At 70.8% G+C, this 17,592-nt stretch carries 14 protein-coding genes and 4 tRNA genes; 9 read left to right on the top strand and 9 right to left on the bottom strand.

Annotated features, from left to right (window positions below):
* The first annotated feature begins 219 nt into the window (after positions 1–219).
* Together purF and purM are read left to right on the top strand one after the other, a co-directional pair.
* On the top strand, positions 220–1,746 hold the full coding sequence (gene purF, locus ACFZBD_RS14525; protein WP_391139737.1) for an amidophosphoribosyltransferase: 1,527 nt from the start codon (positions 220–222) through the stop codon (positions 1,744–1,746).
* 45 nt (positions 1,747–1,791) lie between these two features.
* A complete protein-coding gene (gene purM, locus ACFZBD_RS14520) occupies positions 1,792–2,871 on the top strand; it encodes a phosphoribosylformylglycinamidine cyclo-ligase (RefSeq protein WP_391139735.1) in 1,080 nt (359 codons plus the stop codon).
* A 160-nt stretch (positions 2,872–3,031) separates the two neighbouring features.
* On the opposite strand, the gene ACFZBD_RS14515 is transcribed toward purM, so the two are convergent.
* Positions 3,032–3,289 carry a DUF3073 family protein gene (locus tag ACFZBD_RS14515; protein ID WP_391139734.1) on the bottom strand — a complete coding sequence of 86 codons (258 nt, stop codon included), beginning with the start codon at positions 3,287–3,289 and terminating at the stop codon, positions 3,032–3,034.
* 300 nt (positions 3,290–3,589) lie between these two features.
* On the bottom strand, positions 3,590–4,690 hold the full coding sequence (locus tag ACFZBD_RS14510; RefSeq protein ID WP_391139733.1) for a Glu/Leu/Phe/Val dehydrogenase dimerization domain-containing protein: 1,101 nt from the start codon (positions 4,688–4,690) through the stop codon (positions 3,590–3,592).
* 155 nt (positions 4,691–4,845) lie between these two features.
* Here ACFZBD_RS14510 and ACFZBD_RS14505 point away from each other — a divergent pair, with 155 nt between their 5' ends.
* A complete protein-coding gene (locus tag ACFZBD_RS14505; RefSeq protein ID WP_391139732.1) occupies positions 4,846–5,712 on the top strand; it encodes a hypothetical protein in 867 nt (288 codons plus the stop codon).
* Positions 5,713–6,226: 514 nt separating this feature from the next.
* Complete coding sequence (bldC, locus tag ACFZBD_RS14500) at positions 6,227–6,433, top strand: developmental transcriptional regulator BldC (protein ID WP_003949541.1); 207 nt, start codon at positions 6,227–6,229, stop codon at positions 6,431–6,433.
* 322 nt (positions 6,434–6,755) lie between these two features.
* Here bldC and ACFZBD_RS14495 read toward each other — a convergent pair whose 3' ends face one another.
* The 3 genes from ACFZBD_RS14495 to hrpA form a co-directional block, all read right to left on the bottom strand.
* Positions 6,756–6,986: a DUF6274 family protein gene (locus tag ACFZBD_RS14495; protein WP_391139731.1), complete on the bottom strand. Its 231-nt coding sequence runs from the start codon at positions 6,984–6,986 to the stop codon at positions 6,756–6,758.
* Between the two features lie 126 nt (positions 6,987–7,112).
* A tRNA-Asp gene (locus ACFZBD_RS14490) sits at positions 7,113–7,187 on the bottom strand.
* 90 nt (positions 7,188–7,277) lie between these two features.
* Positions 7,278–11,216 carry an ATP-dependent RNA helicase HrpA gene (gene hrpA, locus ACFZBD_RS14485; protein ID WP_391139730.1) on the bottom strand — a complete coding sequence of 1,313 codons (3,939 nt, stop codon included), beginning with the start codon at positions 11,214–11,216 and terminating at the stop codon, positions 7,278–7,280.
* 163 nt (positions 11,217–11,379) lie between these two features.
* On the opposite strand from hrpA, the gene ACFZBD_RS14480 reads away from it, so the two are divergent.
* Genes ACFZBD_RS14480 through ACFZBD_RS14470 form a run of 3 tightly spaced genes read left to right on the top strand, consistent with a single transcriptional unit; the run spans position 11,380 to position 13,600 of the window.
* The gene (locus ACFZBD_RS14480; protein ID WP_391139729.1) at positions 11,380–11,796 is read left to right on the top strand and encodes a hypothetical protein; all 417 of its coding nucleotides are present in this window, start codon (positions 11,380–11,382) and stop codon (positions 11,794–11,796) included.
* A gap of 53 nt (positions 11,797–11,849) precedes the next feature.
* A complete protein-coding gene (locus ACFZBD_RS14475) occupies positions 11,850–12,758 on the top strand; it encodes a thioredoxin domain-containing protein (RefSeq protein ID WP_391139728.1) in 909 nt (302 codons plus the stop codon).
* Positions 12,755–13,600, top strand: a complete 846-nt coding sequence (locus ACFZBD_RS14470) for a cytochrome c biogenesis protein CcdA (protein ID WP_391139727.1) — start codon at positions 12,755–12,757, stop codon at positions 13,598–13,600. The genes ACFZBD_RS14475 and ACFZBD_RS14470 overlap by 4 nt, the downstream gene beginning before the upstream one ends.
* Positions 13,601–13,713: 113 nt before the next feature.
* Here ACFZBD_RS14470 and ACFZBD_RS14465 read toward each other — a convergent pair.
* From ACFZBD_RS14465 to ACFZBD_RS14450, 4 genes are all read right to left on the bottom strand, one after another.
* A tRNA-Phe gene (locus ACFZBD_RS14465) sits at positions 13,714–13,790 on the bottom strand.
* A gap of 22 nt (positions 13,791–13,812) precedes the next feature.
* Positions 13,813–13,886: transfer RNA gene (locus tag ACFZBD_RS14460), tRNA-Asp, on the bottom strand.
* A gap of 39 nt (positions 13,887–13,925) precedes the next feature.
* Positions 13,926–13,998 (bottom strand) — tRNA-Glu (locus tag ACFZBD_RS14455).
* Between the two features lie 121 nt (positions 13,999–14,119).
* Entirely contained in the window at positions 14,120–14,470 is a 351-nt protein-coding gene (locus ACFZBD_RS14450; protein ID WP_391139726.1) for a metallopeptidase family protein, read from the bottom strand.
* Positions 14,471–14,794: 324 nt separating this feature from the next.
* Between ACFZBD_RS14450 and ACFZBD_RS14445 the strand changes: the two genes are divergently transcribed.
* Positions 14,795–15,325, top strand: coding sequence for a hypothetical protein (locus ACFZBD_RS14445; protein ID WP_391139725.1), 531 nt, complete (start codon positions 14,795–14,797; stop codon positions 15,323–15,325).
* 198 nt (positions 15,326–15,523) lie between these two features.
* Positions 15,524–17,592 (top strand): DEAD/DEAH box helicase (locus tag ACFZBD_RS14440; RefSeq protein WP_391140441.1); only part of this gene is annotated, 2,069 nt, incomplete at its 3' end.

The raw sequence follows: 17,592 nt of genomic DNA, 5'->3' as shown, positions 1-17,592 counted from the left end.
TCACATCCGGGGCGCCCCGGCAACCGTATTACCGGTGAGTAGCACCCTCCCGGCCCGTCTCTGCGCAAGGGCGTCCCGCCCGTCTCCCCCTTGGCCCCCGACCCTGCCGGGGTGCGTACCGCACGGGCCTGTGGATCAGCTCGTACGATCACACCAAAAACGGACCCTGCGGTTTTCGCCAATTCGGACCAGTGGTCGACCTCCCCTACACTCGGAGACGTGCCACGTGGTGACGGTCGACTCAATCACGATCTGCTTCCCGGCGAGAAGGGCCCCCAGGACGCTTGCGGCGTCTTCGGTGTCTGGGCTCCGGGTGAAGAGGTCGCAAAGCTCACGTACTTCGGGCTGTACGCCCTCCAGCATCGGGGCCAGGAATCCGCGGGAATCGCGGTCAGCAACGGCTCCCAGATCCTCGTCTTCAAGGACATGGGCCTCGTGTCCCAGGTCTTCGACGAGACCTCTCTCGGTTCCCTCCAAGGTCATATCGCGGTCGGTCACGCCCGCTACTCGACCACCGGTGCCTCCGTGTGGGAGAACGCGCAGCCGACCTTCCGGGCAACCGCCCACGGCTCGATCGCGCTCGGCCACAACGGCAACCTGGTCAACACGGCGCAGCTCGCCGAGATGGTCGCCGAGCTGCCCAAGCAGGAGGGCCGCACCACCCGGGTGGCGGCCACCAACGACACCGACCTGCTCACGGCGCTCCTCGCCGCCCAGGTCGACGAGGACGGCAAGCCGCTCACCATCGAGCAGGCCGCCGCGAAGGTCCTGCCCGACGTCCAGGGCGCCTTCTCCCTCGTCTTCATGGACGAGCACACCCTCTACGCCGCCCGTGACCCGCAGGGCATCCGCCCGCTGGTCCTCGGCCGCCTCGAGCGCGGCTGGGTCGTCGCCTCCGAATCCGCCGCCCTCGACATCTGCGGCGCCAGCTACGTCCGCGAGGTCGAACCGGGCGAGATGATCGCGATCGACGAGAACGGCATCCGCACCTCACGATTCGCGGAAGCGAAGCCCAAGGGCTGTGTCTTCGAGTACGTGTACCTCGCCCGCCCGGACACCGACATCGCCGGACGGAACGTCTACCTCTCCCGCGTGGAGATGGGCCGGCGCCTCGCCAAGGAGGCCCCGGTCGAGGCGGATCTCGTCATAGCGACGCCGGAGTCCGGCACCCCTGCCGCGATCGGCTACGCCGAGGCGAGCGGCATCCCCTTCGGCGCGGGCCTGGTGAAGAACGCCTATGTCGGCCGCACCTTCATCCAGCCCTCCCAGACCATCCGCCAGCTGGGCATCCGGCTGAAGCTGAACCCCCTCAAGGAAGTCATCAAGGGGAAGAAGCTCGTGGTCGTCGACGACTCGATCGTCCGCGGCAACACCCAGCGCGCCCTCGTCCGGATGCTCCGCGAGGCGGGCGCCGCCGAGGTCCACATCCGGATCTCCTCCCCGCCCGTGAAGTGGCCGTGCTTCTTCGGCATCGACTTCGCGACCCGCGCGGAGCTGATCGCCAACGGCATGACGGTCGAGGAGATCGGCACGTCGCTCGGCGCGGACTCCCTCTCGTACATCTCCCTCGACGGGATGATCGAGGCGACCACCATCCAGAAGCCGAATCTCTGCCGTGCCTGCTTCGACGGCGAGTACCCGATGGAGCTTCCGGACCCGGAGCTGCTCGGAAAGCAGCTGCTGGAGACCGAACTGGCCGCGGGACCCGCCGCCACCGCGGCCGCCGACGCGCTGCGTCGCCCGTAGGACCCCGCCGCACACCCCGCAGTACGACACGAAAGCTCTGAACCCATGTCTCAGAACCCCAGTGCCGAAGGCGGCGCCAGCTACGCGAGCGCGGGCGTCGACATCGAAGCGGGCGACCGCGCCGTCGAGCTCATGAAGGAGTGGGTGAAGAAGACCCGGCGCCCCGAGGTCCTCGGTGGCCTGGGCGGCTTCGCCGGCCTCTTCGACGCCTCCGCCCTCAAGCGCTACGAGCGTCCGCTGCTCGCCTCCGCCACCGACGGCGTCGGCACGAAGGTCGACATCGCCCGCCAGATGGGCGTGTTCGACACGATCGGACACGACCTGGTCGCGATGGTCATGGACGACATCGTCGTCTGCGGCGCCGAACCGCTCTTCATGACCGACTACATCTGCGTCGGCAAGGTCCACCCCGAGCGGGTCGCCGCCATCGTCAAGGGCATCGCCGAGGGCTGTGTCCTGGCCGGCTGCGCCCTGGTCGGCGGGGAGACCGCCGAGCACCCCGGCCTGCTCGGCCCGGACGACTTCGACGTCGCCGGCGCCGGTACCGGCGTGGTCGAGGCGGACCGGCTGCTCGGTCCCGATCGCATCCGTACGGGTGACGCCGTGATCGCCATGGAGTCCTCCGGCCTTCACTCCAACGGGTACTCGCTCGTCCGCCACGTGGTCTTCGACCGCGCCGGCATGACCCTGGACCAGCGGGTCGACGAGCTCGGCCGGACCCTGGGCGAGGAACTGCTGGAGCCCACGAAGATCTACTCCCTGGACTGTCTGGCGCTCACCCGGACCGCCGAGGTGCACGCCTTCAGCCACATCACCGGCGGCGGCCTGGCCGCCAACCTGGCACGGGTGATCCCGGACGGCCTGCACGCCACGGTCGACCGCTCGACCTGGGCCCCGGGCGCGATCTTCGACCTGGTCGGCACGGCCGGCCGGGTGGAGCGCCTGGAGCTGGAGAAGACGCTGAACATGGGCGTCGGCATGATGGCCGTCGTCCCGGCCGAGTCCGTGGACGTGGCCCTGGCCACGCTCGAGGACCGCGGGGTCGAGGCCTGGGTCGCGGGCGAGATCACCGAGCGCGGCGACCGCTCCACCGGCGCCGAGCTGGTCGGGGACTACGCGAAGTAGAACGGCCGCGGGCGGTCCGGAGTCGTCTCCGGGCCGCCCGCTGCGCTGTCCGGCCCCGGACCGTTGCCCGTCCCGCGGCGACGGGTCCGAGCAGCACAGAAACCCGGTCCGTGTTCCCCGGACCGGGTTTCTGTCGAGAGCAGCGCTCTTTGTTAAGAGGTCAAGCGCGACGCCGGGACGACGCGCCGGGACCGGACTCGTCGTCCTCGTCCTCGTCGTCCGTGTTGTAGAGATCCGCGTACTGCGCGTACGGGTCGTCTTCCTCGTCGTCGTCCTCGAACGGCTCGCCATTAGGCGGCTGGCTCGAAGTCGAAGCGCCCAGCTCGCTGGCCAGACGCGACAGGTCAGTCCCGCCGCTGCTGTACTTCAGCTGGCGGGCGACCTTCGTCTGCTTGGCCTTTGCCCGGCCGCGCCCCATGGCTCGACCCCCTCGGTGACGGGGCTCGACGGCCCCAGAGTCTTGACACGCGTTCATGGTTCGGATCGGACTCTCCAGGGAGAGACCGGTCCGTAGGGGTTCAACGGTACCTGCTTCCGTGGCCATACGGTACGCCGCACGCATCACATGCCCCGGTACAGAACCATCAAGGTGCCCTGTCCTCGCTGGTCAGTCGCGATTTTAACCTCTTCTGCACGGCCGACCCGCCGACCGGGGTGAGTCATGTCTCGCTCTGGACGAACGTCCAAAGAGCGGTCGGCGGGCCGGCCCTGTCAAGATTCAGCCGCGGCGAGCCTCGGCCATGCGCTGCTCGGCGATGCGGTCGGCGGCCGCGGCCGGCGGAATGCCGTCCGCCTTCGCACGTGCGAATATGGCCAGCGTGGTGTCGAAGATCTTCGTCGCCTTGGCCTTGCACCGGTCGAAGTCGAAGCCGTGCAGCTCGTCGGCGACCTGGATGACGCCGCCGGCGTTGACGACGTAGTCGGGCGCGTAGAGGATCCCGCGGTCCGAGACGTCCTTCTCCACGCCGGGGTGCGCGAGCTGGTTGTTGGCCGCGCCACAGACGATCTTCGCGGTCAGGACCGGCACGGTCTCGTCGTTCAGGGCGCCGCCCAGCGCGCAGGGGGCGTAGACGTCCAGGCCCTCGACGCGGATCAGCGCGTCCGTGTCGGCGACGACGGTGACCTGCGGGAACTTGTCGGTGATCCGGCGCACGGACTCCTCGCGGACATCCGTGACGACGACCTCGGCGCCGTCCTTCAGGAGGTGCTCGACGAGGTAGTGCCCGACCTTGCCGACGCCCGCGACGCCGACCTTGCGGCCGTGCAGGGTCGGGTCGCCCCACAGGGTCTGCGCGGAGGCGCGCATGCCCTGGAAGACGCCGTAGGCCGTGAGGACCGAGGAGTCCCCGGCGCCGCCGTTCTCGGGCGAACGGCCGGTGGTCCACTCGTTGGCGCGCGCCACGACGTCCATGTCCGCGACGTAGGTGCCGACGTCGCAGGCGGTGACGTACCGGCCGCCGAGGGAGGCCACGAAACGCCCGTAGGCGAGCAGCAGCTCCTCCGTCTTGATCTTCTCCGGGTCACCGATGATCACGGCCTTGCCGCCGCCGTGGTCGAGGCCGGCCATGGCGTTCTTGTACGACATGCCCCGGGAGAGGTTGAGCGCGTCGGCGATCGCCTCCGCCTCGGTGGCGTACGGGTAGAACCGGGTGCCGCCGAGGGCCGGGCCCAGGGCGGTGGAGTGGAGGGCGATGACGGCCTTGAGGCCGGAGGCGCGGTCCTGGCAGAGCACGACTTGCTCGTGGCCTCCCTGCTCCGACTGGAACAGGGTGTGCAGCACGTCAGCAGGAACGTCAGGAACGCCGGTCACATCGGTCACGGTGGTGACTCCCAAGTAAGAAGCGGCGAGGGGGTGGTCCTCCTGCGGGTGGGGAGGACCGGTTGGGCAAGAGAGTAAGTCCTCCGCGCGGGTGGATCGGCCGTCGTGCGCAGGATCACCCCCTCCCGGAGTACCTCCGTGGAAGGATTTGCGACATGTCGGTCGCTTCCTCGGTCCTCGTCCCCTACGCCTCCTATCTGCGGGTGTACGAGCCGCTGGCGGCCTTTCCCGAACCGGAGCGGGGGGAGTGGGCGCGGTACGCGCGCCGGGCGGACCTCCCCACGGCCCAGGACGAGCTGCGCCGGTCGCTGGCGGATCTGGTGCCGGTTCCGCCGGTGCCCGTGCCGGTCCACGAGAGCGGGGACGCGTTCGTGGCGCTGCTGGACGGGGTGGTCGTCGTCTGCCCCTGGCTGACCCGGCTGCGGGGCTGGCTGGCGCTGACGGAGCTGGCGGAGGGCTGGGAGGTCCCGGGGCCGGTGCTGGACGCGATGGTGCCGCCGGTGGTGCGCGAGCAGGTGGCGGCGGACCACGAGCGGTGGCGGGAGCTGAACCCCGACGCGCGGCCGTGGATCCGTACGGCGGTCTGGCAGGTGCCGGTGCGCTGGTTCACCCTCTTCGGTGACGAGGAGCGGGAGTACGTGCCGGGGAGGGCGGGGGTGGCCGGCGTGGGGGCCGCGCCGCCGGTCCTGCGCTACCGGACGCCGATGGTGCAGGCGCGGCGGCGTCTCGCGCGGGCGCTGCGGGCCCTGCGGGAGTCGGCCGAGGAGGGGCCGCTGGCCGAGGGCCTGGTCGAGGTGGGCCGGTGGCTGGAGGAGTTCCATCCGCGCTCGCTGGTGGAGCTGGACTACGGCGGCCTGGTGCACGCGGTGCCGGCGGAGCGGCTCGCGGGCGACCGGTCGGCGGCGGACGTGGCCGAGGGGATCGCGGCGCTGCGGAACGGCGACGGGGAGGCGGCGGGAGAGGCGTACGCGCGGCTTGCGGAGCGGTGGCGGGAGATCCGGAACCTGCGGTTCGCGAACTGATCATCGACAAGACGCCTCCGTCTGATGTAAATGATCTTCAGACGGTACGGAGGGCCGTCCGGCGCGCGACGGGACGTAGGTCCCGATCCGGGCCTTTGGCTCAAGCGTGACGGACAGCACTTACCGCGCCCTTGCGCCCATCGCCCACCCTCGTGCCAAAATAGGACAAGGAGTCCGGGGAGGGTTCCTTCCGTCCATCTTTGGGCGGAACGCTCAGCATTGCACTCTATGGGGGGTCTGAGGACTCCTGATCGCTCTGTGACTGATCGTCACAGTGGCGTGACTGTCCGTTATGGCATGGTCCATCGACTTCCGCCGCTGATGAACACCTGCGAGGGCAATTCCATCGGTTTGGCCGACGTGGCTGGACGGATGGTGTAGTTGTAGTGCCGAGGACAAGCCGTTCGTCCTATAACCGACTCGGCTCGCGTCCGCCATTTCGGGCAACGCGGGTCAAGGTGCAGAATTTAGAGGAAAGAACCGAGAAGGTTCGGTTCTCCCGAGGAGGCCGCTCATGACCGCTCGCACCCCTGATGCCGAGCCGCTGCTGACCCCCGCCGAGGTTGCCACGATGTTCCGTGTGGACCCGAAGACGGTTACCCGTTGGGCGAAGGCCGGCAAGCTCACGTCCATCCGCACGCTGGGTGGACACCGCCGGTACCGCGAGGCTGAGGTCCGCGCACTGCTGGCGGGTATTCCGCAGCAGCGCAGCGAGGCCTGAGGTACCTGCAACACCCCGCTTCACCGGGCATTTCCGGGTCCCCCAACCCGGTCCGCCCACCCCTAGCTCTGCCGACCGGCGCCTGCCCCAACAGGCTTTTGGTCATCGATCGCGCTGGACTCCGCCGGGTCCAGCGCGATCTTTTTTGTGCCCGCGCCGGACATGGGAGGGGTGGTGCAATTGCACATATTAAATCGGGTGCGTGTAGGGAGGGTGTAAGTGAAGGGGTTTCGAAAACTCATGCAGTGACACCCGTCACACAGGCGAAGTCTTGCCAAGGAACAGCCTGCCACTCCCTGAGGGAGGCTCAACCCGCCGTAGGTCACGGGGCGGTGGGACTTTCGTCCTCGACGGCCGGCTCGGGCTCCCGGGCCTCCAGGCCCTCCAGGGCCACCTCCACGGGCTCCTGGGCGTCCATGGCGAGCCTCAGGAGGCGATGGCAGACGGGGCAGTGGCGCGTGATGTGGCCGTAGCGCGACGCGGCCGCCAGATGGGCGCGCAGCAGCGCGCGTGTCTCGTGTCTCGACTGACGTGCTGCGGACGCCGCGGCCATGAGCGACCACCTCCGGTGTGGGCCCCCGATTCCCTGATGTCCGGGGTACCCGCGCGGACCCGGCGCCGTCAATACGCCGGACGCACGACTGAGGCCCGAGTCTGACGACTCGGGCCTCGAATACGGCGGTCCTGACGGGATTTGAACCCGCGGCCTCCACCTTGACAGGGTGGCGAGCACTCCAAACTGCTCCACAGGACCTTGCTCGCAGCTCCGTACTGCCTGGGCTGCGAGAGAGACTGTACAGCAGGTCAGAGGGTCAGGTCGAACTGGCGCCGGGCGAGGGTCCCGTCACGGCGCCGCCGCGTCGATCGCCTTCACGATCCGCTTGTCGGAGACGGGGTACGCCGTCCCCAGGGCGTGCGCGAAGTAGCTGACCCGGAGCTCCTCGATCATCCAGCGGATGTCGGTGACCTCCTTCGGCACCGGCCGTCCCCGCGGGAGCTGTTCGAGCAGCCAGGCGTACTCGTCCTGCATCTCGTGGACCTTCTCCATGCGGGTGGTGTCCCGCTGGACGCCCGTGGGCATCTGCTGGAGCCGCCGGTCCACCGCCACCAGATAGCGCATCAGGTCCGGCAGCCGCCGCAGACCCGTCTTGGTGACGAAGCCCGCCGGCACCAGCCACGCCAGCTGCTCGCGCACGTCGGCCAGGTTCTTCATCAGAGCGAGGCTGTTCGTCGCCTTCAGGCGCCGCTCGCAGGCCTGCCAGGCCGCCAGGATCTGCTGGACCTGGTCCACCGTCCGTACGGTCGTGTCGACGAGGTCCGCGCGGACCTTGTCGTACAGCTTCCGGAAGGACTCCTCGTCCCAGGCCGGACCGCCGTGGTCCGCGATCAGCTTGTCGGCCGCCGCGGTCGCGCAGTCCTCGAAGAGGGCCTGGATCGAGCCGTGCGGGTTCCGGGAGAGGGCCAGCTTCTGCTGGTTGGTCAGCTTGTCCGAGGCGAACTTCGCCGGGTTCACCGGGATGTTCAGCAGGATCAGCCGGCGCGTGCCCCGCCACATCGCGGGCGCCCGCTCGGCCTCGGTGTCGAAGAGGCGTACGGCGACGGTCGCGCCCTCGTCCACCAGCGCCGGGTACGCCTTGACGGGCTGGCCGGCCCGCCGGGTCTCGAAGACCTGGGTGAGCGTCCCGATCGTCCAGTCCGTGAGCCCCGTACGCTCCAGGGACGGCCCGGAGCCGTCCGGGCCGCCGGTCGCCGCCGCGGCGGCCTTGGAGAGCGCCTGGCGGGCCTTCGGACGCAGCTGGAGCTTGAGCGACTCCAGGTCCTTGCTCTCGGCCAGCTTGCGGCGCCGCTCGTCGACGATCCGGAAAGTGATCTTCAGATGGTCGGGGATCCGGGAGAGGTCGAAGTCGTCCGCCGTGACGGGGACGCCGACCATCCGCTGCAGCTCCCGCGCGAGGGTGACCTCCAGCGGCTCCTGGCGGGGGACGGCGGTGTCCAGGAAGCGGGTCGCGAAGTTCGGCGCCGGGACGTAGTTGCGGCGGATCGGCTTCGGGAGGGACCGGATCAGCTCCGTGACGACCTCGGCCCGCAGGCCCGGGATCTGCCAGTCGAAGCCCTCGTCCGTCACCTGGTTGAGGACCTGGAGCGGGATGTGGACGGTGACGCCGTCGGCGTCCGCGCCCGGCTCGAACTGGTACGTCACCCGGAACTTCAGCGGCCCCTGCCGCCAGGAGTCCGGATAGTCGTCCTTGGTGACCCCGGCGGCCTTCTCGTTGATGAGCATCTCGCGCTCGAAGTCGAGGAACTCCGGCTCCTCGTGGCGCTTGTGCTTCCACCAGGAGTCGAAGTACGCGCCGGACACCACGTGGGCGGGGACCCGCTGGTCGTAGAAGTCGAACAGCGTCTCGTCGTCGACGAGGATGTCCCGGCGCCGGGCCCGGTGTTCCAGCTCCTCGACCTCGGTGAGGAGCCGGCGGTTGTCGGAGAAGAACTTGTGGTGCGTGCGCCAGTCGCCCTCGACGAGGGCGTTGCGGATGAACAGGTCGCGGCTCGCCTCGGGGTCGATCCGGCCGTAGTTCACCTTGCGGTCGGTGACGATCGGCACGCCGTAGAGCGTCACCTTCTCGATCGCCATGACGGCCGCCTGGTCCTTCTCCCAGTGCGGTTCGCTGTACGTCTTCTTGATCAGGTGCTGGGCGAGCGGCTCGATCCACTCCGGTTCGATTCTCGCGTTGACCCGGGCCCACAGGCGGGAGGTCTCCACCAGCTCCGCGGACATGATGAAGCGCGGGGGCTTCTTGAAGAGCGCCGAACCGGGGAAGACCGCGAACTTGGCGCTGCGGGCGCCCAGGTACTCGTTCTTCGCGCCCTCCTTCACGTCCTTCATCCCGATGTGGGACAGCAGGCCCGCGAGGAGCGAGGTGTGCACGGACTGCTCGGGCGCGTCCTCCTCGTTGAGGTGGATCCCCATCTGCTTGGCGACCGTGCGGAGCTGGGCGTAGATGTCCTGCCACTCGCGGATGCGCAGGAAGTTGAGGTACTCCTGCTTGCACATCCGGCGGAAGGAGCTGGAGCCGCGCTCCTTCTGCTGCTCGCGGACGTACCGCCAGAGGTTGAGGTAGGCCAGGAAGTCGCTGGTCTCGTCCTTGAAGCGGGCGTGCTGCTGATCGGCCTGGGCCTGCTTCTCGGCCGGGCGCTCGCGCGGGTCCTGGATGGAGAGCGCGGCCGCGATCACCATGACCTCGCGGGCGCAGCCGTTCCTCTCGGCCTCCAGGACCATCCGGGCCAGGCGGGGGTCGACGGGGAGCTGGGAGAGCTTGCGGCCCGATGGCGTCAGCCGCTTCTTCGGATCCTTCTCCGCCGGGTCGATCGCGCCCAGCTCCTGGAGGAGCTGCACGCCGTCGCGGATGTTGCGGTGGTCCGGCGGGTCGATGAAGGGGAACTTCTCGATCTCGCCGAGGCCGGCCGCGGTCATCTGCAGGATGACGGACGCCAGGTTCGTACGCAGGATCTCGGCGTCCGTGAACTCCGGGCGGGACAGGAAGTCGTCCTCGCTGTAGAGCCGGATGCAGATGCCGTCGGACGTACGGCCGCAGCGGCCCTTGCGCTGGTTGGCGCTGGCCTGGCTGACCGGCTCGATCGGCAGCCGCTGGACCTTGGTGCGGTGGGAGTAGCGCGAGATGCGGGCGGTGCCCGGGTCGATCACGTACTTGATGCCGGGGACGGTCAGGGAGGTCTCGGCGACGTTGGTGGCGAGGACGATCCGGCGGCCGGAGTGGGCCTGGAAGACGCGGTGCTGCTCGGCGTGGCTCAGGCGGGCGTAGAGCGGGAGGACCTCGGTGCCGCGGAGCTGCTTCTTCAGCAGCGCGTCGGCGGTGTCGCGGATCTCGCGCTCGCCGGAGAGGAAGACGAGGACGTCCCCCGGCCCCTCGGCCTGGAGTTCGTCGACGGCGTCGCAGATCGCCGTGATCTGGTCCCGGTCCGACTCCTCGGAGTCCTCCTCCAGGAGGGGGCGGTAGCGGACCTCGACGGGATACGTCCGCCCGCTGACCTCCACGATCGGCGCGTCGCCGAAGTGACGGGAGAAGCGCTCGGGGTCGATGGTCGCGGAGGTGATCACGACCTTCAGGTCGGGGCGTTTGGGCAGCAGCTGGGCCAGATAGCCGAGCAGGAAGTCGATGTTGAGGGACCGCTCGTGGGCCTCGTCGATGATGATCGTGTCGTAGGCGCGCAGCTCGCGGTCCGTCTGGATCTCGGCGAGCAGGATGCCGTCCGTCATCAGCTTCACGAAGGTCGCCTCGGGGTTCACCTGGTCGGTGAACCGGACCTTCCAGCCGACCGCCTCGCCCAGCGGCGTCCTCAGCTCCTCCGCGACCCGCTCGGCGACCGTGCGGGCGGCGATCCGGCGCGGCTGCGTGTGGCCGATCATCCCGCGCACGCCCCGGCCCAGTTCCAGACAGATCTTCGGGATCTGCGTGGTCTTGCCGGAGCCCGTCTCACCGGCGACGATCACGACCTGGTGGTCGCGTATCGCCTCCAGGATCGCGTCCTTCTTCTGCGAGACCGGGAGCTGTTCGGGGTAGGTGACGGCGGGCACGCGGGCGGCCCGTCCGTCGACGCGCTCCTTGGCCTTGCCGGCCTCGGCGGCGATCTCGTCCAGGACGGCCTCGCGGGCCTCGGGCTTGCGGATGCGGCGGGCGCCCTCGAGGCGGCGGCCGAGCCGGTGGGCGTCCCGCAGCGAGACCTCGGCCAGGAGGGACTGGAGGGCGGCGAAGGAAGTAGACATACGGCCTCCAGGATCGCACCTGTGGCCGAGAACCGGCGAACCGATTTCCCGGGCGGGGCGGGCGGCCCGGGGACCGCACGTTCCCCGGGCGGGCGGGCCCGTCACCGGCCGGGCCGTAATATTTCGGGCACGTCGCCCCGAGCCGAGATCCGAGAGGCCCCCCATGGTCCGCACCGTCCGCGCGTCGGCCGCGTGCGCCGTGCTGCCGGCACTCGTGCTGGGGCTGCTGCTGTGCGCGGCCGGGGTGGTGACGGGCGGGGGTACGGCCCCGGGCCCGGAGGTGGCTTCGGCCGCGGCTTCCGTTCCGGGCGGCGGGAGCGGGGCCGGTCCCGTGGTGGCCGTGAGCGCCGGGGCCACCGTGCCCGGCTGCGACCAGGGGCACACGGCCGACGGCGCCGCCCGCCCGGCCACTCCGCCGCGCCCGTCCGGGTTCGGCGAGCTGCTGCCCGCCCTGACCCGGGCCCGGGAGACCGACGGGCCCTGGGACGGGGACCAGGACATACGGGACCTCCCGTCGGGGCCGGCACCGCCGGAGCGCGTACCGCCGTCGCCCATGGAGCTGTCGATCCTGCGGGTCTAGACGGGCCGGTCACCTCCGCCGCCCGTCCTACTTCCGTCCAGGAGCGTTTCCGCATGCCCAAGTCCACGCCCGAGCCCGGCTCCACGTCCCCTTCCTTGTCGAAGTCGGCTTCCTCGTCGAAGTCGAAGTCGAACTCAGCGTCGAAGTCGACGCCGAAGTCCACCTCCGGGTCCAAGCCCGGGCCCACGTCCAAGTCCCGGGCCCGGTCCGGGTCGTCGGGGCGTTCGTCCCGGACCACGCCGGTCCTGATCGTCTCCGGGGTCGCGGTCGCCGCGGCCCTGCTCGGGGTCGTCTCGTACACCGCGACCAAGCCCTCGTCGCCCGGATCCGGCGGCGCCTCGTCGGTCGCGGAGGTCTCCGCCGACCCGACCGCGGGCGTCTACCCGGAGCTGGAGGCGTACGCCCGGCGCGACGCCGCCGACAAGCTGGCCCTCGGCCGGCCCGACGCGCCCGTGGTGCTGATCGAGTACGCCGACTTCAAGTGCGGGTACTGCGGCAAGTTCGCCCGGGACACCGAGCCCGAGCTGATCCGGAAGTACGTCGAGAAGGGCGTTCTGCGCATCGAGTGGCGGAACTTCCCGATCTTCGGCGAGGAGTCGGAGGCGGCGGCCCGCGCCTCGTGGGCGGCGGGGCAGCAGGGCAGGTTCTGGGAGTTCCACCGGGCCGCCTACGCCGAGGGCGCGAAGGAGAAGGGCTTCGGCGCGGACCGGCTCGCCGCCCTGGCGAAGGAGGCCGGCGTCGCGGACCTGACGCGGTTCACCCGGGACACGGACAGCGCGGCGGCCCGGGCGGCGGTGACCAAGGACCAGGAGCAGGGGTACACGCTCGGCGCGACCTCGACCCCGTCCTTCCTGATCAACGGGCGGCCGATCGCCGGCGCCCAGCCGATGGAGGCCTTCACGGACGCCGTCGACGCGGCCGCGAAGGCGGCGAAGGCCAAGCGCGGGGCGGCGGGGGAGTGACCTCCGGCATCGGCTATCTGGCGGCGCTCCTCGGGGGCCTCCTCGCCCTGCTGAGCCCGTGCAGCGCCCTGCTGCTGCCGGCCTTCTTCGCGTACTCGATCGATTCGCCGCGGCGGCTGCTGGCCCGGACGGGTGTCTTCTACGCCGGGCTGGCCACCACCCTCGTCCCGCTGGGCGCGGCCGGCTCCTTCGCCGGGCGGCTCTTCTACGGCCACCGGGACCTGCTGGTGGCCGTCGGCGGCTGGCTGATCATCGCCCTCGGGGTGCTGCAGCTCCTCGGCATGGGCTTCGCCTCCCGCCGTCTCGCCGAGGTGAGCGGCCGGATCCGCCCGATGACGGCGGTCTCCGTCTACGCCCTCGGCCTGGTCTACGGCCTCGCCGGGTTCTGCGCGGGCCCGATCCTCGGCAGCGTCCTGACGGTGGCGGCGCTGAGCGGCAGTCCGGTCTACGGCGGGCTGCTGCTCGCGGTGTACGCGCTGGGCATGGCGGTGCCGCTGTTCCTGCTCGCGCTGTGCTGGGAGCGGTACGAGCTGGGCCGCAGGCGCTGGCTGCGCGGCCGGCCGGTCCGGCTGGGGCGGTTCGAGACGCACTCGACGTCGCTGCTGTCGGGGCTGTTCTTCGTGCTCCTCGGCACGCTCTTCCTGGTGTTCGACGGCACGACGGCCCTGCCGGGGCTGCTGTCGGTGGACGACTCGTTCGCGGTGGAGGAGCGGGTGGCGGCGGTGGGCCGGGCGGTGCCGGACTGGGCGCTGCTGGCGGCGGTCGTCGCGGCGGCGGCGGTCGCGCTCGCGGTCCGGGGCCGGCGCGGGGCGGCGCGCGAGAGGGAGCGCGAGGAGGCCTGACGCACGCGGGGCGCGCCCGGTCCGCACGGGGCCGGGCGCGCTCTCTTGTCCGTACGTACGGGAGGGGTGTCCGGACACGCGAAAGGCCCCGTTCTCTCGAACGGGGCCTTCTCTGGTGGCTGGGGCCGGGGTCGAACCGGCGACCTATCGCTTTTCAGGCGATCGCTCGTACCAACTGAGCTACCCAGCCACGAGGCCGTTTCCAGCCTCAGCGATCCTGACGGGACTTGAACCCGCGACCTCCACCTTGACAGGGTGGCGAGCTAACCAACTGCTCCACAGGACCTTGCAATGTGCGAGAACAAGTCTCGCACACGTTGTTGCGTGCCCCCAACGGGATTCGAACCCGTGCTACCGCCTTGAAAGGGCGGCGTCCTGGGCCACTAGACGATGAGGGCTAAGGGCCCACCTGGGCGCTTCGCAGCGCGTCGGGGACGTGAGAAGCATATGGGATGGCGGCGGCTATCGCCAAAACGGTTTCCCGGCGGGGCTCCGGCCGGTCGGGCGGCCGGTTCCGGGTCAGCCCCAGCCGAGGGCGTGGAGGCGTTCGTCGTCGATGCCGAAGTGGTGGGCGATCTCGTGGACGACGGTCACCGCGACCTCGTGGACCACGTCCTCCTGGGTCGCGCAGTAGCGCAGGGTGGGGCCCATGTAGATGGAGATGCGGTCCGGCAGGACGCCGGCGTACCACTCCCCGCGTTCGGTGAGGGGCGTTCCTTCGTAGAGCCCGAGGAGCTCGGGGTCGGACGGGTCGGGTTCGTCCTCGACGAACACGGCCACGTTGTCCATGACCCGCGTGAGCTCCGGCGGGATCGTGTCCAGGGCCTGGGCCACCAGTTCTTCGAACGTGTCGCGCGTCATCTCCAGCACACCGTCCATTGTCGGTGAAGGGGGGCCGGTCGCGGGCTGTCCGACGGAAGTGGTTTCGGCGGATGCGCCGATCCTCGCCGATCCTCGCCGATCTTCAGCGGTCTCGGCCGGTCTCCGGGGGCGGTGCCGTGCCCGGACGGGCCGGGGCGGTCGGGGGCGTGTCCCTTGTGGCGCGGAGGGAGTTGGGCAGCGAAACGCTTTCCCCGTCCTGCCTGTCCTGCCCGTTGTGTCCTGGAGGTGCCCTCCGTGCGCCATTTGCCCACCCGTGTGAGATGGGCCGCCACCGCGTTGGCGGTCGCCGCCTGCGCCGGTCTGAGCGGCTGTATGAGTGTCGGTGACGAGGGCACGAAGCCGGCGCCCGGCAAGTCCGCGGGGAAGCAGGGCGTGGCGGCCGAGGCGGACGCCGGTGCCGGCGGGTCGGGCGGGCGCGGCGGGGAGGCGCACGCGGAGTCGGGCGGGGGCGGGCCGGACGCGGACGGCGCGGGCGAGGAGTCGCCGGTGCCGAGCGGTTCGCCGTCGGCGTCGGGCAGGCCTCCGGCGGGGGCGCCCGCGGGGCCGGGCGGGAAGCCGCAGCCGACCCAGGAGCCCGGTGGTGCGGGTGGTGCGGGCGGGGCCGGTGGTGCCGGTGGGCCGAGTGCGCCCGGCGAGGAGACCCCGCCCCCGGTCGACCCCTCGGCGTCCGAGACGCAGGAGCCGCAGCCGACCACGGAGCCCACTCCCGAGCCGACGGCGGAACCGACGGATCCGCCGACCTCGACGCCCGGGGCGGACACCCACATGGGTGCCATGCGGGCCGCGGACGCGCCCGGCGGACCGAGGGAGCCGGAGGCATCGCCGCAGGTCGGGCCGGTGTGACGGACCCCGGTTTGCATTGAGGCGGGGAGGGTGCGTATGGTTATAGATCGTTTGATCCCATTGCCCGGCGCCGAAACAGAAGAGCGCCGTGTGGCGCGTACTCTCCCTAGCCGTGGCTGACCGCATTGAGGCGGTCGATTTGCGAATTCACGGAGTTGACGGGCGCGTGCCGAGACTCCGGAAGGTTTCGCATTTCGCATGTCCATTTTCAGTTCTGACCACGCCGTCATGCCCGAGAACGACGAGATCATCGAGGTCCTCGAGGCCGCCGACACCGTCGTGACCGAGGCCGAGCTCGAGTCCCTCGAGACCGAGTCCACCGAGGCCGAGTCCTCCGAGCCCACCGTCACGTTCGCCGACCTCGGCCTGCCCGAGGGCGTCGTGCGCAAGCTCGCCCAGAACGGCGTGACCAGCCCCTTCCCGATCCAGGCGGCGACCATCCCGGACGCCCTGGCCGGCAAGGACATCCTCGGCCGCGGCCGCACCGGCTCCGGCAAGACCCTCTCCTTCGGTCTGCCGACCCTGGCGCAGCTGGCCGGCGGCCACACCGAGAAGAAGAAGCCCCGCGCGATCATCCTCACGCCGACGCGTGAGCTCGCGATGCAGGTCGCGGACGCGCTCCAGCCGTACGGCGACGTGCTCGGCCTGAAGATGAAGGTCGTCTGCGGCGGTACGTCGATGAGCAACCAGATCTACGCCCTGGAGCGCGGCGTCGACGTCCTCGTCGCCACCCCGGGCCGCCTGCGTGACCTCATCAACCGCGGCGCCTGCTCGCTCGCCAACGTCCAGGTCGCCGTCCTCGACGAGGCCGACCAGATGTCCGACCTGGGCTTCCTGCCCGAGGTCACCGAGCTGCTCGACCAGATCCCCGGCGGCGGCCAGCGCATGCTCTTCTCCGCCACCATGGAGAACGAGATCAGCACCCTGGTCAAGCGCTACCTGACGAACCCCGTCACGCACGAGGTCGACAGCGCGCAGGGCAACGTCTCGACGATGACCCACCACGTCCTGGTCGTGAAGCCGAAGGACAAGGCGCCGGTCACGGCCGCCATCGCCGCCCGCGACGGCCGCACGATCATCTTCGTCCGCACCCAGCTGGGCGCGGACCGCATCGCCGAGCAGCTGTGCGAGTCGGGCGTGAAGGCCGACGCGCTGCACGGCGGCATGACCCAGGGCGCGCGTACCCGAGTCCTCGAGGACTTCAAGAAGGGCTACGTCAACGCGCTCGTCGCCACCGACGTGGCCGCCCGCGGCATCCACGTCGACGGCATCGACCTGGTCCTGAACGTGGACCCGGCCGGCGACCACAAGGACTACCTGCACCGCTCGGGCCGTACCGCCCGTGCCGGCAAGTCCGGCGTCGTCGTGTCGCTGTCCCTGCCGCACCAGCGTCGCCAGATCTTCCGTCTGATGGAGGACGCGGGCGTCGACGCCTCGCGCCACATCATCCAGAGCGCCGGCGCCTTCGACCCGGAGGTCGCCGAGATCACCGGCGCCCGTTCGCTGACCGAGGTCCAGGCCGACTCGGCGAACAACGCCGCCAAGCAGGCCGAGCGCGAGGTCGCCGAGCTCACCGCGCAGCTGGAGCGTCTGACGCGCCGGGCCGCCGAGCTTCGCGAGGAGGCCGACCGCCTGGTCGCCCGTTCCGCGCGCGAGCGGGGCGAGGACCCGGAGGCCGCCGTGGCCGAGGTGACGGAGGCCGCCGAGGCCGAGGTCGCCGCGGTGGCGGCCGCTCAGGTCGCCGAGGAGCGCCGCGAGGAGCGTCGCGAGGAGCGCCCGGCGTTCCGCGACGAGCGGGGCAACTACGAGCGCCGTGACCGCGGTGGCGACCGTGGCGGTTTCCGTCGCGACGACCGTCGTGACGACCGCGGTGGTGACCGTGGCGGCTTCCGCCGTGACAACGACCGTCCCTCGGGCGGCTTCCGCCGTGACAATGACCGTCCGTCCGGTGGCTTCCGCCGTGACAACGACCGTCCGTCCGGTGGCTTCCGCCGTGACGACCGTCCGTCGGGCGGCTTCAACCGCGACGACCGCGGCGGCCGTTCCTTCGAGCGCCGCGACGACCGTCGTGACGACCGCGGTGGTGACCGTGGCGGCTTCCGCCGTGACAACGACCGTCCCTCGGGCGGCTTCCGTCGCGACAACGACCGTCCGTCCGGTGGCTTCCGTCGCGACAACGACCGTCCGTCCGGTGGCTTCCGCCGTGACGACCGTCCGTCGGGCGGCTTCAACCGCGACGACCGCGGCGGCCGTTCCTTCGAGCGCCG

Source organism: Streptomyces sp. NPDC008121 (assembly GCF_042957155.1).
GTDB lineage: Bacteria > Actinomycetota > Actinomycetes > Streptomycetales > Streptomycetaceae > Streptomyces.
The sequence above is the reverse complement of the archived record's forward strand: the minus strand, read 5'-3'. Positions and strand labels throughout refer to the sequence as shown.

What these genes read in the sequence shown, in the direction of transcription:
- purM (WP_391139735.1), top strand. Translation starts at nt 1,792, where the DNA reads ATGTCTCAGAACCCCAGTGCCGAAGGCGGCGCCAGCTACGCGAGCGCG.
- ACFZBD_RS14515 (WP_391139734.1), bottom strand. Translation starts at nt 3,289, where the DNA reads ATGGGGCGCGGCCGGGCAAAGGCCAAGCAGACGAAGGTCGCCCGCCAG.
- ACFZBD_RS14505 (WP_391139732.1), top strand. Translation starts at nt 4,846, where the DNA reads ATGTCGGTCGCTTCCTCGGTCCTCGTCCCCTACGCCTCCTATCTGCGG.
- bldC (WP_003949541.1), top strand. Translation starts at nt 6,227, where the DNA reads ATGACCGCTCGCACCCCTGATGCCGAGCCGCTGCTGACCCCCGCCGAG.
- ACFZBD_RS14495 (WP_391139731.1), bottom strand. Translation starts at nt 6,986, where the DNA reads ATGGCCGCGGCGTCCGCAGCACGTCAGTCGAGACACGAGACACGCGCG.
- hrpA (WP_391139730.1), bottom strand. Translation starts at nt 11,216, where the DNA reads ATGTCTACTTCCTTCGCCGCCCTCCAGTCCCTCCTGGCCGAGGTCTCG.
- ACFZBD_RS14480 (WP_391139729.1), top strand. Translation starts at nt 11,380, where the DNA reads ATGGTCCGCACCGTCCGCGCGTCGGCCGCGTGCGCCGTGCTGCCGGCA.
- ACFZBD_RS14475 (WP_391139728.1), top strand. Translation starts at nt 11,850, where the DNA reads ATGCCCAAGTCCACGCCCGAGCCCGGCTCCACGTCCCCTTCCTTGTCG.
- ACFZBD_RS14445 (WP_391139725.1), top strand. Translation starts at nt 14,795, where the DNA reads ATGAGTGTCGGTGACGAGGGCACGAAGCCGGCGCCCGGCAAGTCCGCG.